The 17,214-nt window shown below is 46.2% G+C and carries 14 protein-coding genes and 2 tRNA genes; 9 read left to right on the forward strand and 7 right to left on the reverse strand.

Features of this window, described 5'->3' with window-relative positions; genetic code table 11:
- Positions 1-246: 246 nt before the first annotated feature.
- Both CSD97_RS04170 and CSD97_RS04175 read right to left on the reverse strand, forming a co-directional pair.
- Positions 247-2,013, reverse strand: a complete 1,767-nt coding sequence (locus CSD97_RS04170; RefSeq protein ID WP_005830610.1) for a S41 family peptidase — start codon at positions 2,011-2,013, stop codon at positions 247-249.
- Positions 2,014-2,121: 108 nt separating this feature from the next.
- Positions 2,122-3,105, reverse strand: a complete 984-nt coding sequence (locus CSD97_RS04175) for an adenosine kinase (RefSeq protein WP_022402172.1) — start codon at positions 3,103-3,105, stop codon at positions 2,122-2,124.
- A gap of 81 nt (positions 3,106-3,186) precedes the next feature.
- Between CSD97_RS04175 and CSD97_RS04180 the strand changes: the two genes are divergently transcribed.
- The 3 genes from CSD97_RS04180 (at position 3,187) to CSD97_RS04190 (ending at position 4,147) form a co-directional block, all read left to right on the forward strand.
- Positions 3,187-3,260 (forward strand) — tRNA-Asn (locus CSD97_RS04180).
- A 21-nt stretch (positions 3,261-3,281) separates the two neighbouring features.
- Positions 3,282-3,355 (forward strand) — tRNA-Asn (locus tag CSD97_RS04185).
- 186 nt (positions 3,356-3,541) lie between these two features.
- Entirely contained in the window at positions 3,542-4,147 is a 606-nt protein-coding gene (locus tag CSD97_RS04190) for an outer membrane beta-barrel protein (protein WP_005830614.1), read from the forward strand.
- Position 4,148: 1 nt separating this feature from the next.
- Here CSD97_RS04190 and CSD97_RS04195 read toward each other — a convergent pair whose 3' ends face one another.
- The 4 genes from CSD97_RS04195 to CSD97_RS04210 all read right to left on the reverse strand — a co-directional run bounded on the left by CSD97_RS04195 (position 4,149) and on the right by CSD97_RS04210 (position 7,003).
- The gene (locus tag CSD97_RS04195; RefSeq protein WP_005830616.1) at positions 4,149-4,853 is read right to left on the reverse strand and encodes a phosphoribosyltransferase family protein; all 705 of its coding nucleotides are present in this window, start codon (positions 4,851-4,853) and stop codon (positions 4,149-4,151) included.
- Between the two features lie 31 nt (positions 4,854-4,884).
- A complete protein-coding gene (locus CSD97_RS04200) occupies positions 4,885-5,682 on the reverse strand; it encodes an inositol monophosphatase family protein (protein WP_016272410.1) in 798 nt (265 codons plus the stop codon).
- 9 nt (positions 5,683-5,691) lie between these two features.
- Positions 5,692-6,159: a hypothetical protein gene (locus tag CSD97_RS04205; RefSeq protein ID WP_016272409.1), complete on the reverse strand. Its 468-nt coding sequence runs from the start codon at positions 6,157-6,159 to the stop codon at positions 5,692-5,694.
- A 241-nt stretch (positions 6,160-6,400) separates the two neighbouring features.
- Positions 6,401-7,003, reverse strand: coding sequence for a DsbA family protein (locus CSD97_RS04210; protein ID WP_016272408.1), 603 nt, complete (start codon positions 7,001-7,003; stop codon positions 6,401-6,403).
- Positions 7,004-7,307: 304 nt separating this feature from the next.
- Between CSD97_RS04210 and CSD97_RS04215 the strand changes: the two genes are divergently transcribed.
- The 3 genes from CSD97_RS04215 (at position 7,308) to CSD97_RS04225 (ending at position 11,199) form a co-directional block, all read left to right on the forward strand.
- Complete coding sequence (locus tag CSD97_RS04215; protein ID WP_080707087.1) at positions 7,308-8,420, forward strand: CHAT domain-containing protein; 1,113 nt, start codon at positions 7,308-7,310, stop codon at positions 8,418-8,420.
- A 10-nt stretch (positions 8,421-8,430) separates the two neighbouring features.
- Positions 8,431-10,500: a tetratricopeptide repeat protein gene (locus tag CSD97_RS04220; RefSeq protein ID WP_098032001.1), complete on the forward strand. Its 2,070-nt coding sequence runs from the start codon at positions 8,431-8,433 to the stop codon at positions 10,498-10,500.
- A 219-nt stretch (positions 10,501-10,719) separates the two neighbouring features.
- Positions 10,720-11,199 carry a DsbA family protein gene (locus tag CSD97_RS04225; RefSeq protein ID WP_005830632.1) on the forward strand — a complete coding sequence of 160 codons (480 nt, stop codon included), beginning with the start codon at positions 10,720-10,722 and terminating at the stop codon, positions 11,197-11,199.
- A 71-nt stretch (positions 11,200-11,270) separates the two neighbouring features.
- Here the strand turns inward: CSD97_RS04225 and CSD97_RS04230 are convergent, their stop codons facing one another.
- Positions 11,271-11,762 carry a 3'-5' exonuclease gene (locus CSD97_RS04230; protein ID WP_005830635.1) on the reverse strand — a complete coding sequence of 164 codons (492 nt, stop codon included), beginning with the start codon at positions 11,760-11,762 and terminating at the stop codon, positions 11,271-11,273.
- 106 nt (positions 11,763-11,868) lie between these two features.
- Between CSD97_RS04230 and CSD97_RS04235 the strand changes: the two genes are divergently transcribed.
- The 3 genes from CSD97_RS04235 (at position 11,869) to CSD97_RS04245 (ending at position 17,204) form a co-directional block, all read left to right on the forward strand.
- Positions 11,869-12,408 carry an NUDIX domain-containing protein gene (locus tag CSD97_RS04235; protein WP_016272398.1) on the forward strand — a complete coding sequence of 180 codons (540 nt, stop codon included), beginning with the start codon at positions 11,869-11,871 and terminating at the stop codon, positions 12,406-12,408.
- A 104-nt stretch (positions 12,409-12,512) separates the two neighbouring features.
- Entirely contained in the window at positions 12,513-15,557 is a 3,045-nt protein-coding gene (locus CSD97_RS04240; protein WP_098032002.1) for a tetratricopeptide repeat protein, read from the forward strand.
- 15 nt (positions 15,558-15,572) lie between these two features.
- Complete coding sequence (locus CSD97_RS04245; RefSeq protein ID WP_005834439.1) at positions 15,573-17,204, forward strand: TonB-dependent receptor; 1,632 nt, start codon at positions 15,573-15,575, stop codon at positions 17,202-17,204.
- Positions 17,205-17,214 lie beyond the last annotated feature (10 nt).

Raw genomic sequence — 17,214 nt, forward strand, 5'->3', positions numbered from 1 at the left:
CATTTGTATTAGACTGCAAAGTTGCAAAATCAAGTCCGTTTCATTTCAAAAAACCGTGTAATTGACTATATTTCAATAATTTCAAAGAACTATTTATCCACTTTTACGGGACAGTAGTGTGCAAAAATATAAAACAAGTTAATACCCTACAAACAACTTAACCGGATAGTCGTGTATAAAAGGCTTATACAGAGACTATCCGGTATAAATTAAGGAGCAAATAAAAGAATCCTCTTAAGAGTGTCCTTATACTATTTCATCATAAACATGTTCATTTGCTCTCGTAGCGGTACTCAGAAAAACCGGGGCTGTCTCCTTTCTTTGTTGCAGAGACATTGACGTCACTGCCGGAGCACTCAACATTTCCTTATATTTTTCCGGAGCAGTGAGTATCTTTACAGCCTCTTTCAAATCATCATCATCTTTCAACTGCTGGATAATGCTTCCACGCTGGAAATAATAACGCTTGATGATTTCTACCGCAATCATGCTCTTGATGTCCTTGGAGAAATGGTCAAGGTCACGGTCCAGATTATGCGACAATTTTTTCTCCAGCGCTTCAAACTCTTTCGAAGCATCAGTCAGATAGCCCTCAAATTCGGCCATCTCCTTCAGGTTCTTCAGCATCTTCTCTGTCTGCTGGTCGTATTTGAAGTCCGCCTTTTTCACCATCGCCTTGAAGTCCGCATAATCGGCATCTGTAATTTCAAACTTCTCTGCTGAAGGGATGGTAGGATGTTTCAGGCAATAGTCCGTGGCATAATTGAAAATAAGATTGTCATTGACAAGATAGAACAGAATGTTGGGCAGCTTCTCCTGCTTCACCGCAATGTCCGGAGTCACGCCTCCACCATCCCGCACTTCACGTCCGGCAGCCGTATGGAACACGGTAGTAAGGCTGTCCGGAATACGTCCCACACTGCCGTCCTCATTCCGGTGCTTGTAGTCGATAGCCTGCACACAACGGCCGCTGGGAATATAATATTTGGAAGTCGTCAGCTTCATGGTACCACCGTATGGCAACGGACGGGTGGTCTGCACCAATCCCTTACCGAAAGTACGGTTACCGATAATGACCGCACGGTCAAGGTCCTGCAAAGAGCCCGCAAGGATTTCTGACGAAGAAGCCGTTCCGCCATTGACCAGAACAGCCAAAGGAATTTCCAGATCCAACGGTTCACGCAATGTCTTGTAGGTATTGCTGGCTTGCTTAATCTTACCCTTTGTCGTCACAAGTGTTTTTCCGCGAGGCAGAAAGAAGTTGGCTATCTCTATAGACTCATCCAGCAAGCCCCCCCCATTGTTCCGCAAGTCAATCACCAACGAAGTCATCCCCCGCTTCTTCAAGTCCAGAAAAGCCTGCTTGAACTCCTTGGAAGGATTCCCCGAGAAGGTGCTGAGATTGATATAACCTATATTATTATCCAGCACCGTATAATAAGGTATGAACGGCAATTGGATGGAACGGCGCACAATGTCGAAATCCAACGGTTTCTCTGTACCGGGACGTTGCACTTTCAGCTTGAAGCTGGTACCCACTTGTCCGCGAAGCATCTCGCTGACTTCCTGGTTGTTCTTTCCGGCAAGGTCTTTTCCGTCAATTTCCATCAAAATATCTCCGGCTTTCAGGCCTACATCGGCAGCAGGCATATTCTCGTATGGCTCAGATATCATGGAACGTTTCAGTTTCGGATTCCAAGTAATCACAGAACCTATACCACCATAGGAATTCTTCAGCATCTGCTCCAATTCGCTTTGGTCATCTTCCGGATAATACTCCGTGTAGGGATCCAGCGAGTAGAGCATGGCATCAATGCCTTCACGGATAGTCTTGTTCGGATCAATCGTATCCACGTAGAACATATCCAACTCTTTCACAATGGAATTGAATATATCCAGATTCTTTGCTATTTGGAAACTGCGGCTATCACCACTCTTAAACCCCCAAAAACAAACGGCTCCCGCTACAATCAGCAAGGTAACCATCCAGCGTATCTTTAAAATTCTTCTCATAATTATGATAATGTGCTAATATGCCAATGTGCCAATGTGCTAATAACCTGCAGCGTAATAGCGAAACAAATATTGCGTAGCCAATTAGCACATTGGCACATCAGCACATTAATTAATTAATAAAATTTCTTCCTTGATTTTTTCCCATTGTGCTGCCTGAAGCTCCGTACCCACCACTTGTATCACATCTTTGGAGAGAAGGGAGCCTATCTTGCCACATTTCTCCAGCGAGTAGCCACACGTCAGTCCATACAAGAAACCTGCCGCAAAATAGTCGCCAGCTCCTGTAGTGTCCACCACTTTCTCTACCGGAGCCGCTTGTACCTGCACCATCTCTGTACCTTTGCGAATCAGAGAACCACGGGCACCCACCTTTACAATGGCTATGCTACACATTTTGGCAATGATGTCCAATGCTTCCTCCGGTTCCTTACCCGTAAAGGCCTTTGCCTCTTCCTCATTGGCAAAAACAATATCCACATATTTGTTGACCAACAGAGAGAAAAATTCAAGGTCTCCTTCTACTATATTGTAGCTCGCCATGTCCAAACATACTTGTAAGCCGGCCTCTTTAGCCAGCTCAATGGCACGGAGAATCATATCATGGTCTTGCACCAGATACCCCTCTATAAATAGGTAAGCATATCCTTTGAACATATCCAGCGAAAGATCTTCCGCCTTCAATGTAGAAGCCGCCCCCAAATAAGTGCCGAAAGTACGCTCCCCATCAGGAGAAATGAAAGTAGAGGCTACACCGGACGGAAGGGTAGTGGAAAGCAATAAATTCGCCTCTGTCCCACGTTCCAGCAGGCTATCCCGGAAAAAGTTACCGTAAAAGTCATTGCTTACTTTTCCGATGAATCCCGTACCCGCACCAAGGCATGCCATTGCCCGAATTGCGTTTCCGGCAGAACCTCCGTTAGCCAAGTGCGTCTTCATCCGGCTGAAATACTCACTAATTTTCAAGAACTTATCTTCATCAATCAGCGTCATGCTTCCTTTCGGAAGCTGCATCTCCGTCAAAATATTATCATCTTCAATGATTGCCAGCGCATCGACCAAAGCATTGCCCAACCCAATTATTTTATCCATCTTCGATATTTTTTTTGCAAAGATATTGCATATTTCAAAATATCCTATTACTTTTGCAGCGCATTTGAGAAAAAACAACATTCTTCCTTAGCTCAGTCGGTTAGAGCATCTGACTGTTAATCAGAGGGTCCTTGGTTCAAGTCCAAGAGGAAGAGCGAAAAAAATTGAATGCATATTCTTCCTTAGCTCAGTCGGTTAGAGCATCTGACTGTTAATCAGAGGGTCCTTGGTTCAAGTCCAAGAGGAAGAGCAAAAAGGTTCGTCAATTAGGCGAACCTTTTTTGTTTTCCCACATTATCCCACACAAAAGACAAACATTTCTATTTCATATTCAAAGATTTAACATACATTTGCCAAATGTAAAGTAAGGAGTTTCATAAAAGCACCTGTCTTTATTTATTAGAAAAACATATTTTAATCCAAACACCAAACTACAATGAAAACTCTTTTATTCTTTTTAGTCATAGGATTCAGCCTATGTACCGCTGGTAAAGCACAAACCTCTCTTGTTTCTACGCGAGAAAAATTCCGCCACCATGAAATATCCGTCAGTTACGGCTTCCTCCCCATTACCGACGCCAATAGTATAGCCGAAGAGTTTATTGCTCCGACAGCAAGTTTTGGAATCTATACACGCGAGAAGACCAGCTATTACGGCGCTCTGAATATCAGTTATATTTATAGAATCAACCGTAAAATCAGCCTAGGCGTAACCGGAGGAATAACCGGTAATAGAGGGACGGCCAGTAGCCTTTATGAAGTTTTGGATGAGAATAAGAACGATGACCGGCGCTATCTGTATATCCTCCCCACCTTCCGGTGGCATTGGTTCACCCGCCCCCAATTCTCCCTATATTCCTCTGCAGGGCTCGGCGCCTATTTCCTCCGGAACAGCTTTGGAGGAGACACTTATCACAAAAAGGAATTTGCCTATCAGTTCAGTTTTCTGGGTATCGAATATGGAAATCAGTTTGCCTTCTTCACCGAATTCGGCGTAGGATATACGGGAACAATCGTGGCAGGCGGACGTTTCCGCTTCTGATTCACGAACCCGCCACTGCCAGCGTCAGGATACTAACATGTACGCCTCCCACATCTTTAAGCGCATCGGCACATGCAGTTGTAGTGGCTCCGGTGGTCAGTACATCATCCACAATAAGGATATGTTTCCCCACAAAGCGTTCCGGATAGCGGAGAAGGAAAATACCGTCTACATTTTCCCAACGCTCGTAAGCAGACTTTCGGGTCTGCGTTTCCGTATGTCTTCTGCGCAGCACGGAGGACACATCAATAGGAATACCCGTTACGGCAGAAACGCCGCGCGCTATACATTCACTCTGATTGTATCCGCGCAACTTTTGTTTGCGGGGATGTAGAGGAACGGGGATAATTACGTCTATACCACGGAAAAAACCGGTAGCCGCCAGCTCCGCTGCCATAAAACGCCCCATTATTTCTCCCAAATCTTTCCGGCCTCCATACTTCAGTTGATGCAGGATGTGGCGGAAATCACTTCCTTTGTGATAATAAAAGAAGGAAGTGCCGCGTTCCAGAGGTATCTTCCCCCAAAACATACGCTCCACGGAGTTGTCTTCGCGAAGATGATAGTTTGTCCGTGGCATATTCATATTACACCTGATGCAAATGCCCTCTTCTCCCTCTTGCAAAGAGCTCCCGCATACAGCACACTGACGCGGGAAGAAGAGATGGACAAAGGACAAGAACCAGGCTTTAAATGTGTTTTCCATAAAAAAGTGTAATAAGGCAATAAGAACCGTATCAGAATGGCAGCGCCTCCCGTACCAACCGCAAAAACAACGGATGCAGCGGCCCGTTGGTGGCTATGATATGATGCCCTTCTATAAAGTTCTCGTTTCCCAAAAAGTCTGTTACCTTACCGCCGGCTTCCAACACCATGAGTGCAGCCGCAGAGAAATCCCACTTACCGATAAAAGCTTCCAGCCAAGCGTCAAAACGTCCGGCAGCCACATAGCAGAGGGCAAGCGCCGCCGAACCATTCATGCGAATGCCTGCAACCTTACCGTAAAGTTCGTGTATCAAATGTTCGCCCGTACGGGCATACTGCTCGAAATTGTAGGGTAACTCTGTCACCACAAAAGCGTCTTTCGGTTCACTGACAAGCGAAACACGCAACCGTTCTCCGTTCACATAGGCTCCTCCTCCTTTCCAAGCATAAAAACACTCGTCTCGGCAGGGTTCATAAACCACACCCAGCAAAAGCGACTGCTTGTCACGCAAGGCAATACTTACACAATAGGGAGCATTGTCGTGAATATAGTTCGTTGTCCCATCCAAAGGATCCACTACCCAGCAATACGTTTCGTCACTATAGGCAGCAGACCCTTCTTCGGCAATGAATCCGGCTTCGGGAAGCAATTTCCTAAGGGCAGATACAACCTTTTTCTCGGAAGCCTTGTCCACATAAGATACATAATCGTGCGCATGTTTTTCCTGCACCACCTCCCGACGGAAACTTTTCCGCTCTTCCTTCAAAAAATGCCCGGCTTCACGGGCTACACAGCAGACAGCCTCTGTCAACGCCTTCAAATTTTCCATATTCTTATATTATTTACCATTCGCATCTTCCTGATAAATGAGCCTCCCCCGTTGGCTGACCGTCCACTCACCGTCTTCCAGACGTACGTTTTTCGTATCATCATCTTCCACATTCCAGGCATATCCACCGGCAGGCAGACCTCGACGGTCCAGAATTTCGTTCGAAACACCTTCCTCCGAGAAAAACAACTCCACTTGCGTAGAGTCCGGACTGAACACCAAGAACAAAGTCTTCCCGGCATCATCCACTGCATTCATGCGGACACCTTTCTCCCACAAACGGATGCAATCTTTCTGCACCTCGCTCCACGTATATCCGGCAGAAGCAATACAACCATGTTCGTCTTTATCACTACCAACCACGGCCTCTTTTTCCTTTCTCTCCGAAGTTTCCGCTTCCTTTTTACCGCCGTTTCCACAACCGGTCAACAAAGCTCCGGCACATATCAGGCACATAGATACAACCTTCATATTCATACGCTTGTTTTTATTAGTTTTCAATTGACAAAGTTAAAAACAAATCGGCAGTACTAAAAGTTTCTTCCCTTTTTATACGCACGGCTCTTTCGTTTAAAGGAGTTATCGGGAGTCAGAAGGAGTCATCAGCCGGCAAGTCGGCTTAGGAGTTAAAGCCGATAGTTCTGTGAATACATACACAAGAGTATCGGCTGTAACTCCTAGCGGAGCAAAGTGATAACTCCTCTAACTCTCTTGCTTGTCATGGCTTGAGATATACCACTGTTTTTCCACTACCATATTTGCGAATAATACCTTCTTCCAGAAATAGGTTCAAATCGGCCACCGCCTGATGTTTCGCCTTTCCGGTCAGCTGTTCATAATCAGTACGCGTAATGCAGCCATACTTATTCAAATGCTGCAACAGTTTTTTTCTCCGCTCCTCCAGTGTCAATTTGGAATGAGAGATATAGGGAGATGCTTTCCGTTCCAGCTCCATCGTCTGAAAGCGGTTGCGGAATTTACTGCCGATACGCAAGTTTACATTCTGAAAATGCACGGACGGAGAGCGAATATCCTTTTTATTCGCCACGGCCTTGTCGCACTTCAATGATAACGAAAAGAATCCCAATTCGCCCACTTCAACTATCCATCCGTCTGCCAGCCAGCTGTGCAACTCATCCGTTATAGCCTGCAACGTGCCATCGAGAATGGCAGGGCTGAAACCGGTAGCCTTGTGAACCAGTTCGCGGAATTTATCGGCAGGAATGGTTCCTTTGGGAAGAATACGGGCGTGAAGCAGCTTTTCTTCACCGTCCTCCGGAGAAGGATTGGGGGTCTGGTATAAATCGTAATAAGCACTCATATAATTTAGAATATCAGTTGGGCAATATTATTCATTCAATGCTGCAAGAACAAGTCCTGATGCACCGAGTTTAATTCGTTAGACAGTTGTTGCTGTTTCGTTAAACGTCCATCTTACGAAAGAACAACAATTGTCTAACGGAAAGAAGACATCTGTCTAACGAATTAAAAACAACGCCCAAAGGTATTAATAAAAAGGGAAGTAGGGATTAAAAAAGGGGAAAAATCGCTCTAATAATAGGTTCATTGGCGTAATAAAAGCTTTTATTCAGTTGGTTTTTAAACAGACTCTTAAATGAGCAAAGTTGAGAATAAAAAGTTGCCGTTCCAAACAAAGAAAGAATATTTATTTTGCTCCTGCTGGGCAACTCCATAACATCGCCATAGAACACCTTCCAAGCAGCGACTCTACTTTTATAGCGGAACAAATAAATTTCTATCGGTTGTCGTCTACGCGACAATTGGTTATGATAAAAGACAAAAGCCATATTAAAGAAGCTGTTCTCTATGGAGGTCTTAAATATGATGCTGATACAACAGCTTTAGTAGTCGAAAACAAAAAATATACTGATATTCCTCGAGACTTGAATATTCAACATACCTTCTATCCGGATTCCCTAAACCTGCGTGACGGAGCCAAATACCTTCCCGCCACTAAGATAGAAGCTGAACAAATTAAACAAGCACTAGAGAATACGAGACTTCAGCCAGCCTTATATATGGATTTACGAGGTACAGAAGAATCTTTTAAAGCTTTATCAGGTAAGAATATCAGTATGCTACATATCGCCACTCATGGTTTCTATTGGACAGAAACAGAAGCCAGACAGACAAAGGATCTTGATTTCTTGATGATGGGAGACAATAACCAATCACGCTACGTAGAAGACAAAGCATTGACTCGATCAGGACTGCTATTGTCAGGAGCAAATATTGCACTGAAAGGAAATCCTTTGCCGGAAGGATTAGAAGACGGCATACTCACCGCCAAAGAGCTTGCCGGTTTAGATTTACGAGGGTTAGACCTGGTAGTACTTTCTGCCTGCCAAACCGGACTGGGAGAAATAACCGGTGACGGAGTATTCGGCTTGCAACGCGGTTTCAAAAAAGCGGGAGCCAACACATTATTAATGAGTCTCTGGAAAGTGGACGATAATGCTACTCAACTCTTGATGACACAGTTTTACAAGAATCTGCTCGCAGGAAAGAGCAAATTTGAATCTTTGCGCGAGGCCCAGAAGTATGTACGTGACTACGAAGTTGAAATTGAAACAACTCCCGACAAGCGCTGGCAGTCAGAAGCCAGGCAAAAAGAAAAACAGAGCAAAAAGCCTATGCCCAAAGAGTTCAAGAAAATAAAAAAATATAAGGATCCCTTTTACTGGGCTGCATTCATTTTATTGGATGCAATTGATTAACTCTTAATTTATGAAAAACATGAAAAATTACTTATTGTGCATATTCCTTGCAGTATTTACCATCAGTATTTACGGGCAAAACCACAAGAATGCTGCGGACTATAGGACAGATGCAATAAATGGAAACGCGATTGCACAATTCTATCTCGGACAGAGCTACTTTAGGGGATGGGGTATAAAACCTGATACCATACAAGCCGTTTATTGGTGGCGAAAGTCGGCTGAGCAAGGAAATCCTGCTGCACAAAACAATATGGGTGCAGCCTATAGTAATGGCTGGGGGAATTTAACTCAAAATAAAGAAACGGCCATCTATTGGTATAAAAAAGCAGCTGAAAAAAATGGGGCTTTTCCACAAAAGAACCTTGGACGCATATATGAAGACAAAGAAAACTATGAAGAGGCTTTTATCTGGTATAAAAAAGCCGCCGAACACAATAATAGCCCGGAATCTTATTATGCACAAAGCCGCTTAGCCTATTTACTGAAAAACGGGTTAGGAGTCACAAAGAATTACCCCGCCGGAATGGCATGGACAAAACGAGCAGCTAAAAACGGGAATGCAAGCGGACAGATTTCGCTTGCAATCTCTTATGAATACGGCATAGACAACATCTTGAGAAAAGATGGGAATTCAGCGTTATATTGGTACAAAAAGGCTGCTCTCAACAAAGACATTGGAGAACTCCAGAAGTCTATAGCAGAAGCTGCCATAGAAAGATTGGAAGAAGCGGGATTCAACGGACAGAATACTCTCCTCAAAATGATACCGGACTATAAACCACTCTACACTGCACCTTCGGAAAGTGAACAGAAAAGCATGCATGAATCTGTTCGCAATAGCACGGTAGAGTGGGGAAAAACAATAGGAGGGGAGGCTTCTCTAGGACAAACCCAAAATGATGAAATAAATGGATTCAGGGTAGAATTCAAAGAAGATAATATTAAAATTGGCTTTACTAAAAACTCAGAATTCACTTTATTCATCTATATTCAAGAAGATGACATAATAGTTAAAAATGGCTCTGAAAATGGTGTAGAATACAACCGAAACACCGGAAAACCGTATATGCTGCTCCGCCCCTACAGTTATGAAATAGAAGCCAAAGAATATCCCGGACAAATATTTGAACGGACAAACTACACAAACGGGAATAAATATTGGGGAGAAACCTATAATGGACAACGCCACGGATACGGCATTCATATCTGGGAAAATGGGAATATGTGGTTCGGCCCTTGGAAGGATGGTGAAAGAAATGGATACGGCGCTTACTTTGATATTACGGCACACACCATTCAGTCAGGAAAATGGATTGGAAATGAATTGATAGCCGGTACTTCTTATATTTGTAAAGAAAAAGCAGAACCGGTTCTTCCAGCCAGAACCAGAACCGTTTCAAAACCATTTTCCTATAGCGGTACTGTTCGCTATATAAATTTACCGACCAGCTCATACATGTCATACATCACAGAAGCCATCAACAAATGGGGGAAATGCCGTACCGGAGCAATCACTATGTATGGAGCAGGAGTAGGAGTGTATGGGAATAGTGGATATGCCTACACCGGCAGTACTCCCAGCAAGCTTAAGAAACGTATAGAAGAAGCCAACAGCAGCAATGCTGAAATAACAGACATCAACATCACTGAAAATGGCAACTATGTAATTATCTTAGGCGGTTCAGGGTATTGGACTCTTGGTTATCCGGATGCATTCCTCAAAAAACTGGAACAATATCGTACAGGAGATTTAAGAGACGACAATATTCTTTCGGCCTGCTTCAATGATAAAGGAGAATGGGTCGTTATCACGGACAAGCATTACAGTTATTCAAATGAGACCATCAAAAACTTCATACTGAAAGCCGAAGAACTATACGGAGAGGTTTGCTATGCCTATATTACCAATTATGGGATGATAGCTTGCTGCAAAAACGGAGTATATTACAAAAACATTCCATCCAATTTGGCAGAGGCATTGAAGAAACTCACATTCAAGTCCAAAGTCATCAAGTTTACAGACAATGGATTGTACTTGATTACAGATGGAGAATCACAAAATTATTATTTTATGTAATCACTCATTTTTTTTAAATATAGGCAATAGGTTATAGCATAGGACTTTCCATGTCGTCAAATGGCTAAATACAACGTTAAAAAAAGTCGTTCAGTCCCGTTAAAGCACCATGCCGTTTTTAAGTGTTGTAACTTCGCACCGTGGTCACAAAGAAATAGGTCTCGCTAACTGACGAGTGAACGAAACCGCAAGTAACAACCATTAAAAACAAAAAACATTATGGCATTTCGTTATGTAGTAAAAAAGAGAATGGTAGGCATTGGTACCAAAACCGAGAAGTATGTAGCTGCTTCTTATTCCGTAGCAAATATTGATTTTGATAGATTATGCGACCAGGTGACCAGTCAAGGGATGGTGCCAAGAGGTATCGTAAAAGCCGTATTGGACGGTATGATTGACGCACTCTGCACCTATGCCAGCATCGGTGCAACCGTACGGCTGGGAGACTTCGGAAGCCTCCGACCGGGATTGAACGGCAAAAGCCAGGAGGATGCAAAGTCTGTAACGGCTGATGTCGTTTACCGCCAGAAACTGATTTTCGTGCCGGGACAACGTTTGAAGAACATGATGAAACAATCGGGCATCACACGATTGGTAACCGGCTCTGAAATCGTGCCGGACAATGAAGAAAATCCCGGAGGAAACGAAAGCGGAGGCGGCGGCAATGATGGTGACCAAGGTGAAAATCCATTAGGATAAACTGATAGAGTTTTATCAAGGAAACAAACAATTCCACAGAGGAGGCTTCATGACAAGTCTCCTCTGTTTATTTATATGACCTGTTTCGCTATCCATGCACAAGCCTCAGCATCAGCCAACGCATGATGATGATGTTCCAACTGATAGCCACAGCAAACAGCCACTGTATGCAACTGATAGTTAGGCAATCCCTTTATAGCACGACGTGATGCCTGCAAAGTACAATAAAACTCATAATCCGGATAATCCATGCAGTAAGTACGGAAAACAGCTTTCAAGCAGCTTTCATCAAAGGCCTTGTTGTGCGCTACCAATGGCAAGCCTTCAATGCGTGGAGCTATTTCCTGCCACACAACGGGAAAGATAGGAGCATCCTGGGTATCTGCCAACGTCAGACCATGCACGCGGGTATTCCAATAAGTGTAATACTCCGGTTCGGGACGGATGAGGCTATAATAATGGTCCACAATCTCTCCATCACGTACGATAACCACTCCTACACTACAAACGCTGGTACGCTGTTCGTTGGCCGTTTCAAAATCAATGGCAGCAAAATCTTTCATCCGATATGGTTTTATAGTCGCCAAAGATACGAAAAATTCACTCTGTTCCTTTCATTCTACACCTGGTTTCCATTATCTTTGTCCCCCGGACAAAGGCTAAAATATCATGGAACATCCACTTTCGCAATTCAAATATTGTCCGAAATGCGGTTCAGCCCATTTCGAAGTTCATAACGAGAAGTCGAAGCAGTGCGCCGACTGCGGTTTCGTCTACTACTTCAACCCCTCTTCCGCCACCGTCGCCTTGATACTGAACGAGCGCGACGAGCTACTGGTGTGCCGCCGCGCCAAAGAGCCTGCCAAAGGGACGCTGGACCTCCCCGGAGGCTTCATCGACATGACCGAGACCGGAGAGGAAGGCGTTGCCCGCGAAGTAAGAGAAGAAACCGGCATGAAGGTGGCAAAGGCCGAATATCTCTTCTCCCTGCCCAATATTTACATCTATTCCGGCTTCCCCGTACACACGCTGGATATGTTTTTCCGTTGTACGGTGGAGGACACCTTGCACTTCAAGGCGATGGACGACGCGGCAGACCTCTTCTTCCTCCCCTTGAAAGATATCCGTACGGAAGAGTTCGGGCTCGGCTCCATCCGCAAAGGAGTGGGTATCTTCCTGGAAGACATGCGGAAGAACAAAAGCGAATGATTATTCGTTCCTATTATGGTATATATCCTAAAAAAGCCAAACAAGTGTAACATTTCCGGGTTAAAACCCGTATTTTTGTAAAATACCTATTCTAACAAAAGAAGATGAAACATAAAATCTCCCGAATATTGTGCACAGCACTCTGTTGCGCACCTTTACTCGCCTCAGCACAAACAAGCGAGAAGAGTACTTCTCCCAAGCGACTCTACCAGGAAGGACAAACGCTGTTCCAGCAAAAGGCCTATGCTGCCGCCATCTCTCCGTTGCAAGCCTATGTACGCCAGATGAATGCAGACGGCAAGCCTCTGCCCGATACCGGCGAGCGGCAAGAAGCGGAATACATGCTGGTATGCGCCGCATACGAGCTCAGAGACCCCAAAAGCATAGACTTGCTCCGCGCCTTCCTGGACGAATATCCTGATACTCCCCATGCCAACCGCATCTATGCATTAATCGCCTCCTCCTATTTCTTCGAAGGCAATTATGACGATGCCCTCGCCATGTTCAACTCCGCCCGCCTCGACCTTCTGGGTACCGAGGAGCGTGACGACATGACCTACCGCCTTGCCACCTGCTATCTGAAGACGGGCAATGTAAAGGAAGCAGCCATCTGGTTCGAGACCCTGCGCAGCACCAGCAGGAAATATGCAGCGGACTGTGCTTACTACATCTCTTATATCCGATATACCCAAGGACGGTATGACGAAGCGCTCAGCGGTTTCCTGCCTCTGCAGGACAATGCCAAGTACAAGAACCTGGTCCCCTATTACATCGCCGAAATCTACTTGCTGAAGAAACAGTACGACAAGGTGGAAATTGTAGCGCAAAATGCTTTGTCGGCCCACCCCGACGGTCTGAGCTACACGCACACGGCGGAGCTGAACCGCATCCTCGGTACAGCCGAATACCATTTCGGGAAATATCACGAAGCCATAAAGTCCTTCGAGCAATACCTGGAGCACAATGCCGAATCTGCCACTCATAGAAGAGATGCCCTCTACATGCTGGGTATGTCCTATTATCAATGCGGCGTGTATTCCCAAGTTCCTGCCATCCTTGGCGAAGTGACTACCGAGAACGACGCTCTCTCCCAAAATGCCTACCTGCACATGGGACTGGCTTACCTGCAACTGGCCGACAAGACCAAGGCACGTATGGCCTTCGAGCAGGCTGCCGCTTCCAATGCCGACCCGAAAATCAAGGAACAAGCCGCCTATAACTACGCCTTATGCATTCACGAGACCTCCTATTCCGCTTTCGGCGAATCGGTGACCGTCTTTGAGAAATTCCTAAACGAATTTCCAAACTCTCCTTATGCCGAGAAAGTCAGCAACTACCTGGTGGAAGTGTACATGAATACACGCAGCTACGATGCCGCACTCAAATCCATCGACCGCATCTCCCATCCCAGCAAAGCCATTCTGGAAGCCAAGCAGAAGATTCTGTTCCAACTCGGGACCCAGTCTTTTGCCAACACGCAGTTCGAGCAAGCCATCGGTTACTTCAACCAAAGCGTCACGCTGGGACAATACAACCTCCAGACCAAGGCAGACGCCCTCTACTGGCTCGGCGAGTCTTATTACCGCCTGAACCGGATGAGAGAAGCCGCCCGCAATTTCAACGAATATCTGTCACTCACCCGGCAGAGGGATACGGAAATGTTTGCCCTTGCCTACTATAACCTGGGCTACATCGCTTTCCACCAGAAAGACTATTCGACGGCAGAGAACCGTTTCCGCAACTTTGTCCAACTGGAGAAAGGTGAAAACCCGACCGCATTGGCAGATGCCTACAACCGTATCGGTGACTGCAACCTGCACGTCCGCCGCTTCGACGAGGCCAAGCAATACTATACAAAAGCAGAAAGTCTGGGAACACCTGCCGGAGACTACTCTTACTATCAGCTGGCCCTTGTAGCCGGCCTGCAAAAAGACTATTCCGGAAAGGTTACTTTACTGGACCGCCTTGCCGTCAAATATCCCAATTCGCCTTATGCCATCAATGCCCTTTACGAAAAAGGGCGCTCCTACGTACAGAGCAACAACAGCCCCCAAGCTATCGCCGCCTTCCGCGAATTGCTCGGCAAGTATCCCGAGAGTCCCGTCAGCCGTAAAGCCGCCGCCGAAATCGGTCTGCTTTACTACCAGAACGACGACTATGACCGTGCCATAGAAGCCTACAAACATGTAGTCACCCAATATCCCGGAAGCGAGGAAGCCCGCCTTGCCATGCGCGACTTGAAGTCCATCTACGTAGATGCCAACCGCGTGGACGAGTTTGCCGCCCTTGCCGCCCAGATGCCGGGAGAAATCCGCTTCGAACCCAGTGAGCAAGACTCGCTGACTTACATCGCTGCCGAAAAAGTATATATGAAAGGCGAAGCCACACCTGCCAAAGAGAGCTTCACCCGTTATCTGCAAAGTTATCCGGGAGGCGCTTTCAGCCTGAATGCACACTACTACCTCTGCGTCATAGGCAAAGAGCAGAAAGATGAAGAGGCGGTATTGGAACATGCCGGAAAACTGCTGGAATACCCCGATAACCCATATTCTGAAGAGGCTTTGCTGATGCATGGAGAAATTCTGTTCAACCGCCAGCAATATGACCTGGCATTGGCCGACTACAAGAAATTGCAGGCCAAAGCCACCACGGCAGAGCGCCGCCAGCTTGGCGCTATCGGTGTACTGCGCTGTGGAGCACTGATGCATGATGATGCGGAAGTCATCAACGCCGCCACAGCCTTGCTTGCCGAAGCCAAGCTGTCTCCGGAGCTCCGGAACGAGGCGTTGTACTACCGTGCCAAGGCATACCTCAACCAGAAAGCCGACAAGAAGGCAATGGATGACCTTCAGCTGCTGGCCAAAGACACCCGTACCCTTTATGGAGCCGAAGCCAAATATCTGGTGGCATTACAATGGTACAATGCCGGTAATTATGCCTCTGCAGAAAAGGAAATCCTTAATTTCATCGACCAAAGCACACCGTATGCCTACTGGCTGGCACGCAGTTTCATCCTTCTGTCTGATGTATATGTAGCCATGGACAAGAAGCTCGATGCACGCCAATACCTATTGAGCCTGCAGCAGAACTACCAGGCCGACGACGATATAGCAAGCATGATTAACGAAAGACTGGAGAAATTGAAGTAAGAAATATAGCACATTATGAAAAAGATACAATATATCCTCGCAGGAACTATGCTTGTCTCCCTCTCTTTGGGAGCACAAGCCCAGACACAACCCCAAGACACCACCATGAACCGTACGGTAGTCGTGGAACAAGAATATAATCCGGACATCATGGATGCCTCCAAAGTGAACGTGCTTCCCAGGGTGGAACCTCCTACCGTCAGCAAAAAGGCGGTGGAATATGACGCCACCCTGATGCCGGCAACCCAAATCCCCGCAGGTATCATGCAAGCCTATACCGGAAAAGAGACGCAGGCGAAAGCGCTGCCCGGATATGTACGCTTGGGATACGGTAACTACGGTAACCTCGATGTACGCGCCAACTACCTCTTCTCTTTATCCCCCAAAGACCGCCTCAACCTGACATTCACAATGGATGGCATGGATGGCAAACTGGACTTGCCGGATAATGGCGGGAAGTGGAATTCATTCTACTACCGTACCCATGCTGCCATGGATTATGTACATGCCTTCAGCAAAGTCGATTTGAATATTGCCGGAAAGTTCAACCAAAGCAATTTCAACTTCCTGCCCGACTTCGTCAGCAACAAGCAGAAATTCGTTTCGGGTGATGTACATTTCGGGGTAAGTTCCACGAGCGACGATATGCCTCTCCAATTCCGTGCCGAAACCAGTTTGTTGGTCTACCAGCGCCAACACGACCTCATGGTGAGCAATATCAAAGAAAATATCGTGCGTACCAAAGCCGATGTCACCGGTTCCATCTCCGATGAGCAGACCATCGGCATGGCTTTTGCCATGGACAATACATTCTACAGCGACGGACGTTTCGAGAATCACACCGACGTAGACTTCAATCCATACTATCTCTTTCAGAATGACGACTGGAAAATACGTCTCGGCGCACACGTCGACCTGGCTTTCGGCTTCGGCAAGAAGTTCCGCGCCGCTCCCGACGTAGAAATACAATACATCTTCTCGGACAGCTACATCCTCTACGCACAAGGTAAGGGAGGACGGCTACAGAACGATTTCCGCCGTCTGGAAACCATTACGCCTTATGGCATTACAAACCAGCAGCTTGACAATACCTACGAACAGCTCAACGCAGCCATCGGCTTCAAGGCAAGTCCGGTCAGCGGATTGTGGTTCAACCTATACGGCGGGTATCAAGATTTGAAAAACGACCTGATTGACACTCCGACTGTCAAGTCCGACGGGATAAGCAATGTTTTCCTCACAGAAGACACCAAGAACCTCTATGCCGGAGCCGACCTGAGCTACAACTACAAGGATGTTTTCTATCTCGCCGCCAATGCCGTCTATCGCCATTGGACAACGGACTCAGACGGTTCTGATGTCGTAGTAAGTTTCAAACCGGCCGTAGAAGGCAATCTCAATCTCAAGGTACGCCCCATCTCCCCACTGCTTGTCGGCATCGGCTATCAGCACATCTCACGCCAAGGCGTGGAGGGCAACAAGGCAGACCCCGTCAGCAATCTCTATCTAAACGGCAGCTACGAACTCTTCAAAGGAATCTCCGTGTATGCGCGCGTGAACAACTTGCTGAACAAAGATTACCAGTACTACTGGGGATACCCTTCAGAAGGTCTCAGTTTCTTAGGTGGAGTAAGCTTCCTCTTTTAATAGAGGTAGC

This window comes from Bacteroides sp. AR29 (genome assembly GCF_900217715.1).
GTDB classification, from domain to species: domain Bacteria; phylum Bacteroidota; class Bacteroidia; order Bacteroidales; family Bacteroidaceae; genus Bacteroides; species Bacteroides uniformis.

Excerpts from the sequence above, each read along its gene's own strand:
- CSD97_RS04225 (WP_005830632.1), top strand. The coding sequence starts at position 10,720 with ATGGCATTTCGTTATGTAGTAAAAAAGAGAATGGTAGGCATTGGTACC.
- CSD97_RS04175 (WP_022402172.1), bottom strand. The coding sequence starts at position 3,105 with ATGGATAAAATAATTGGGTTGGGCAATGCTTTGGTCGATGCGCTGGCA.
- CSD97_RS04195 (WP_005830616.1), bottom strand. The coding sequence starts at position 4,853 with ATGGAAAACACATTTAAAGCCTGGTTCTTGTCCTTTGTCCATCTCTTC.
- CSD97_RS04245 (WP_005834439.1), top strand. The coding sequence starts at position 15,573 with ATGAAAAAGATACAATATATCCTCGCAGGAACTATGCTTGTCTCCCTC.
- CSD97_RS04210 (WP_016272408.1), bottom strand. The coding sequence starts at position 7,003 with ATGAGTGCTTATTACGATTTATACCAGACCCCCAATCCTTCTCCGGAG.
- CSD97_RS04170 (WP_005830610.1), bottom strand. The coding sequence starts at position 2,013 with ATGAGAAGAATTTTAAAGATACGCTGGATGGTTACCTTGCTGATTGTA.
- CSD97_RS04235 (WP_016272398.1), top strand. The coding sequence starts at position 11,869 with ATGGAACATCCACTTTCGCAATTCAAATATTGTCCGAAATGCGGTTCA.
- CSD97_RS04200 (WP_016272410.1), bottom strand. The coding sequence starts at position 5,682 with ATGGAAAATTTGAAGGCGTTGACAGAGGCTGTCTGCTGTGTAGCCCGT.
- CSD97_RS04240 (WP_098032002.1), top strand. The coding sequence starts at position 12,513 with ATGAAACATAAAATCTCCCGAATATTGTGCACAGCACTCTGTTGCGCA.
- CSD97_RS04205 (WP_016272409.1), bottom strand. The coding sequence starts at position 6,159 with ATGAATATGAAGGTTGTATCTATGTGCCTGATATGTGCCGGAGCTTTG.
- CSD97_RS04220 (WP_098032001.1), top strand. The coding sequence starts at position 8,431 with ATGAAAAACATGAAAAATTACTTATTGTGCATATTCCTTGCAGTATTT.
- CSD97_RS04190 (WP_005830614.1), top strand. The coding sequence starts at position 3,542 with ATGAAAACTCTTTTATTCTTTTTAGTCATAGGATTCAGCCTATGTACC.
- CSD97_RS04230 (WP_005830635.1), bottom strand. The coding sequence starts at position 11,762 with ATGAAAGATTTTGCTGCCATTGATTTTGAAACGGCCAACGAACAGCGT.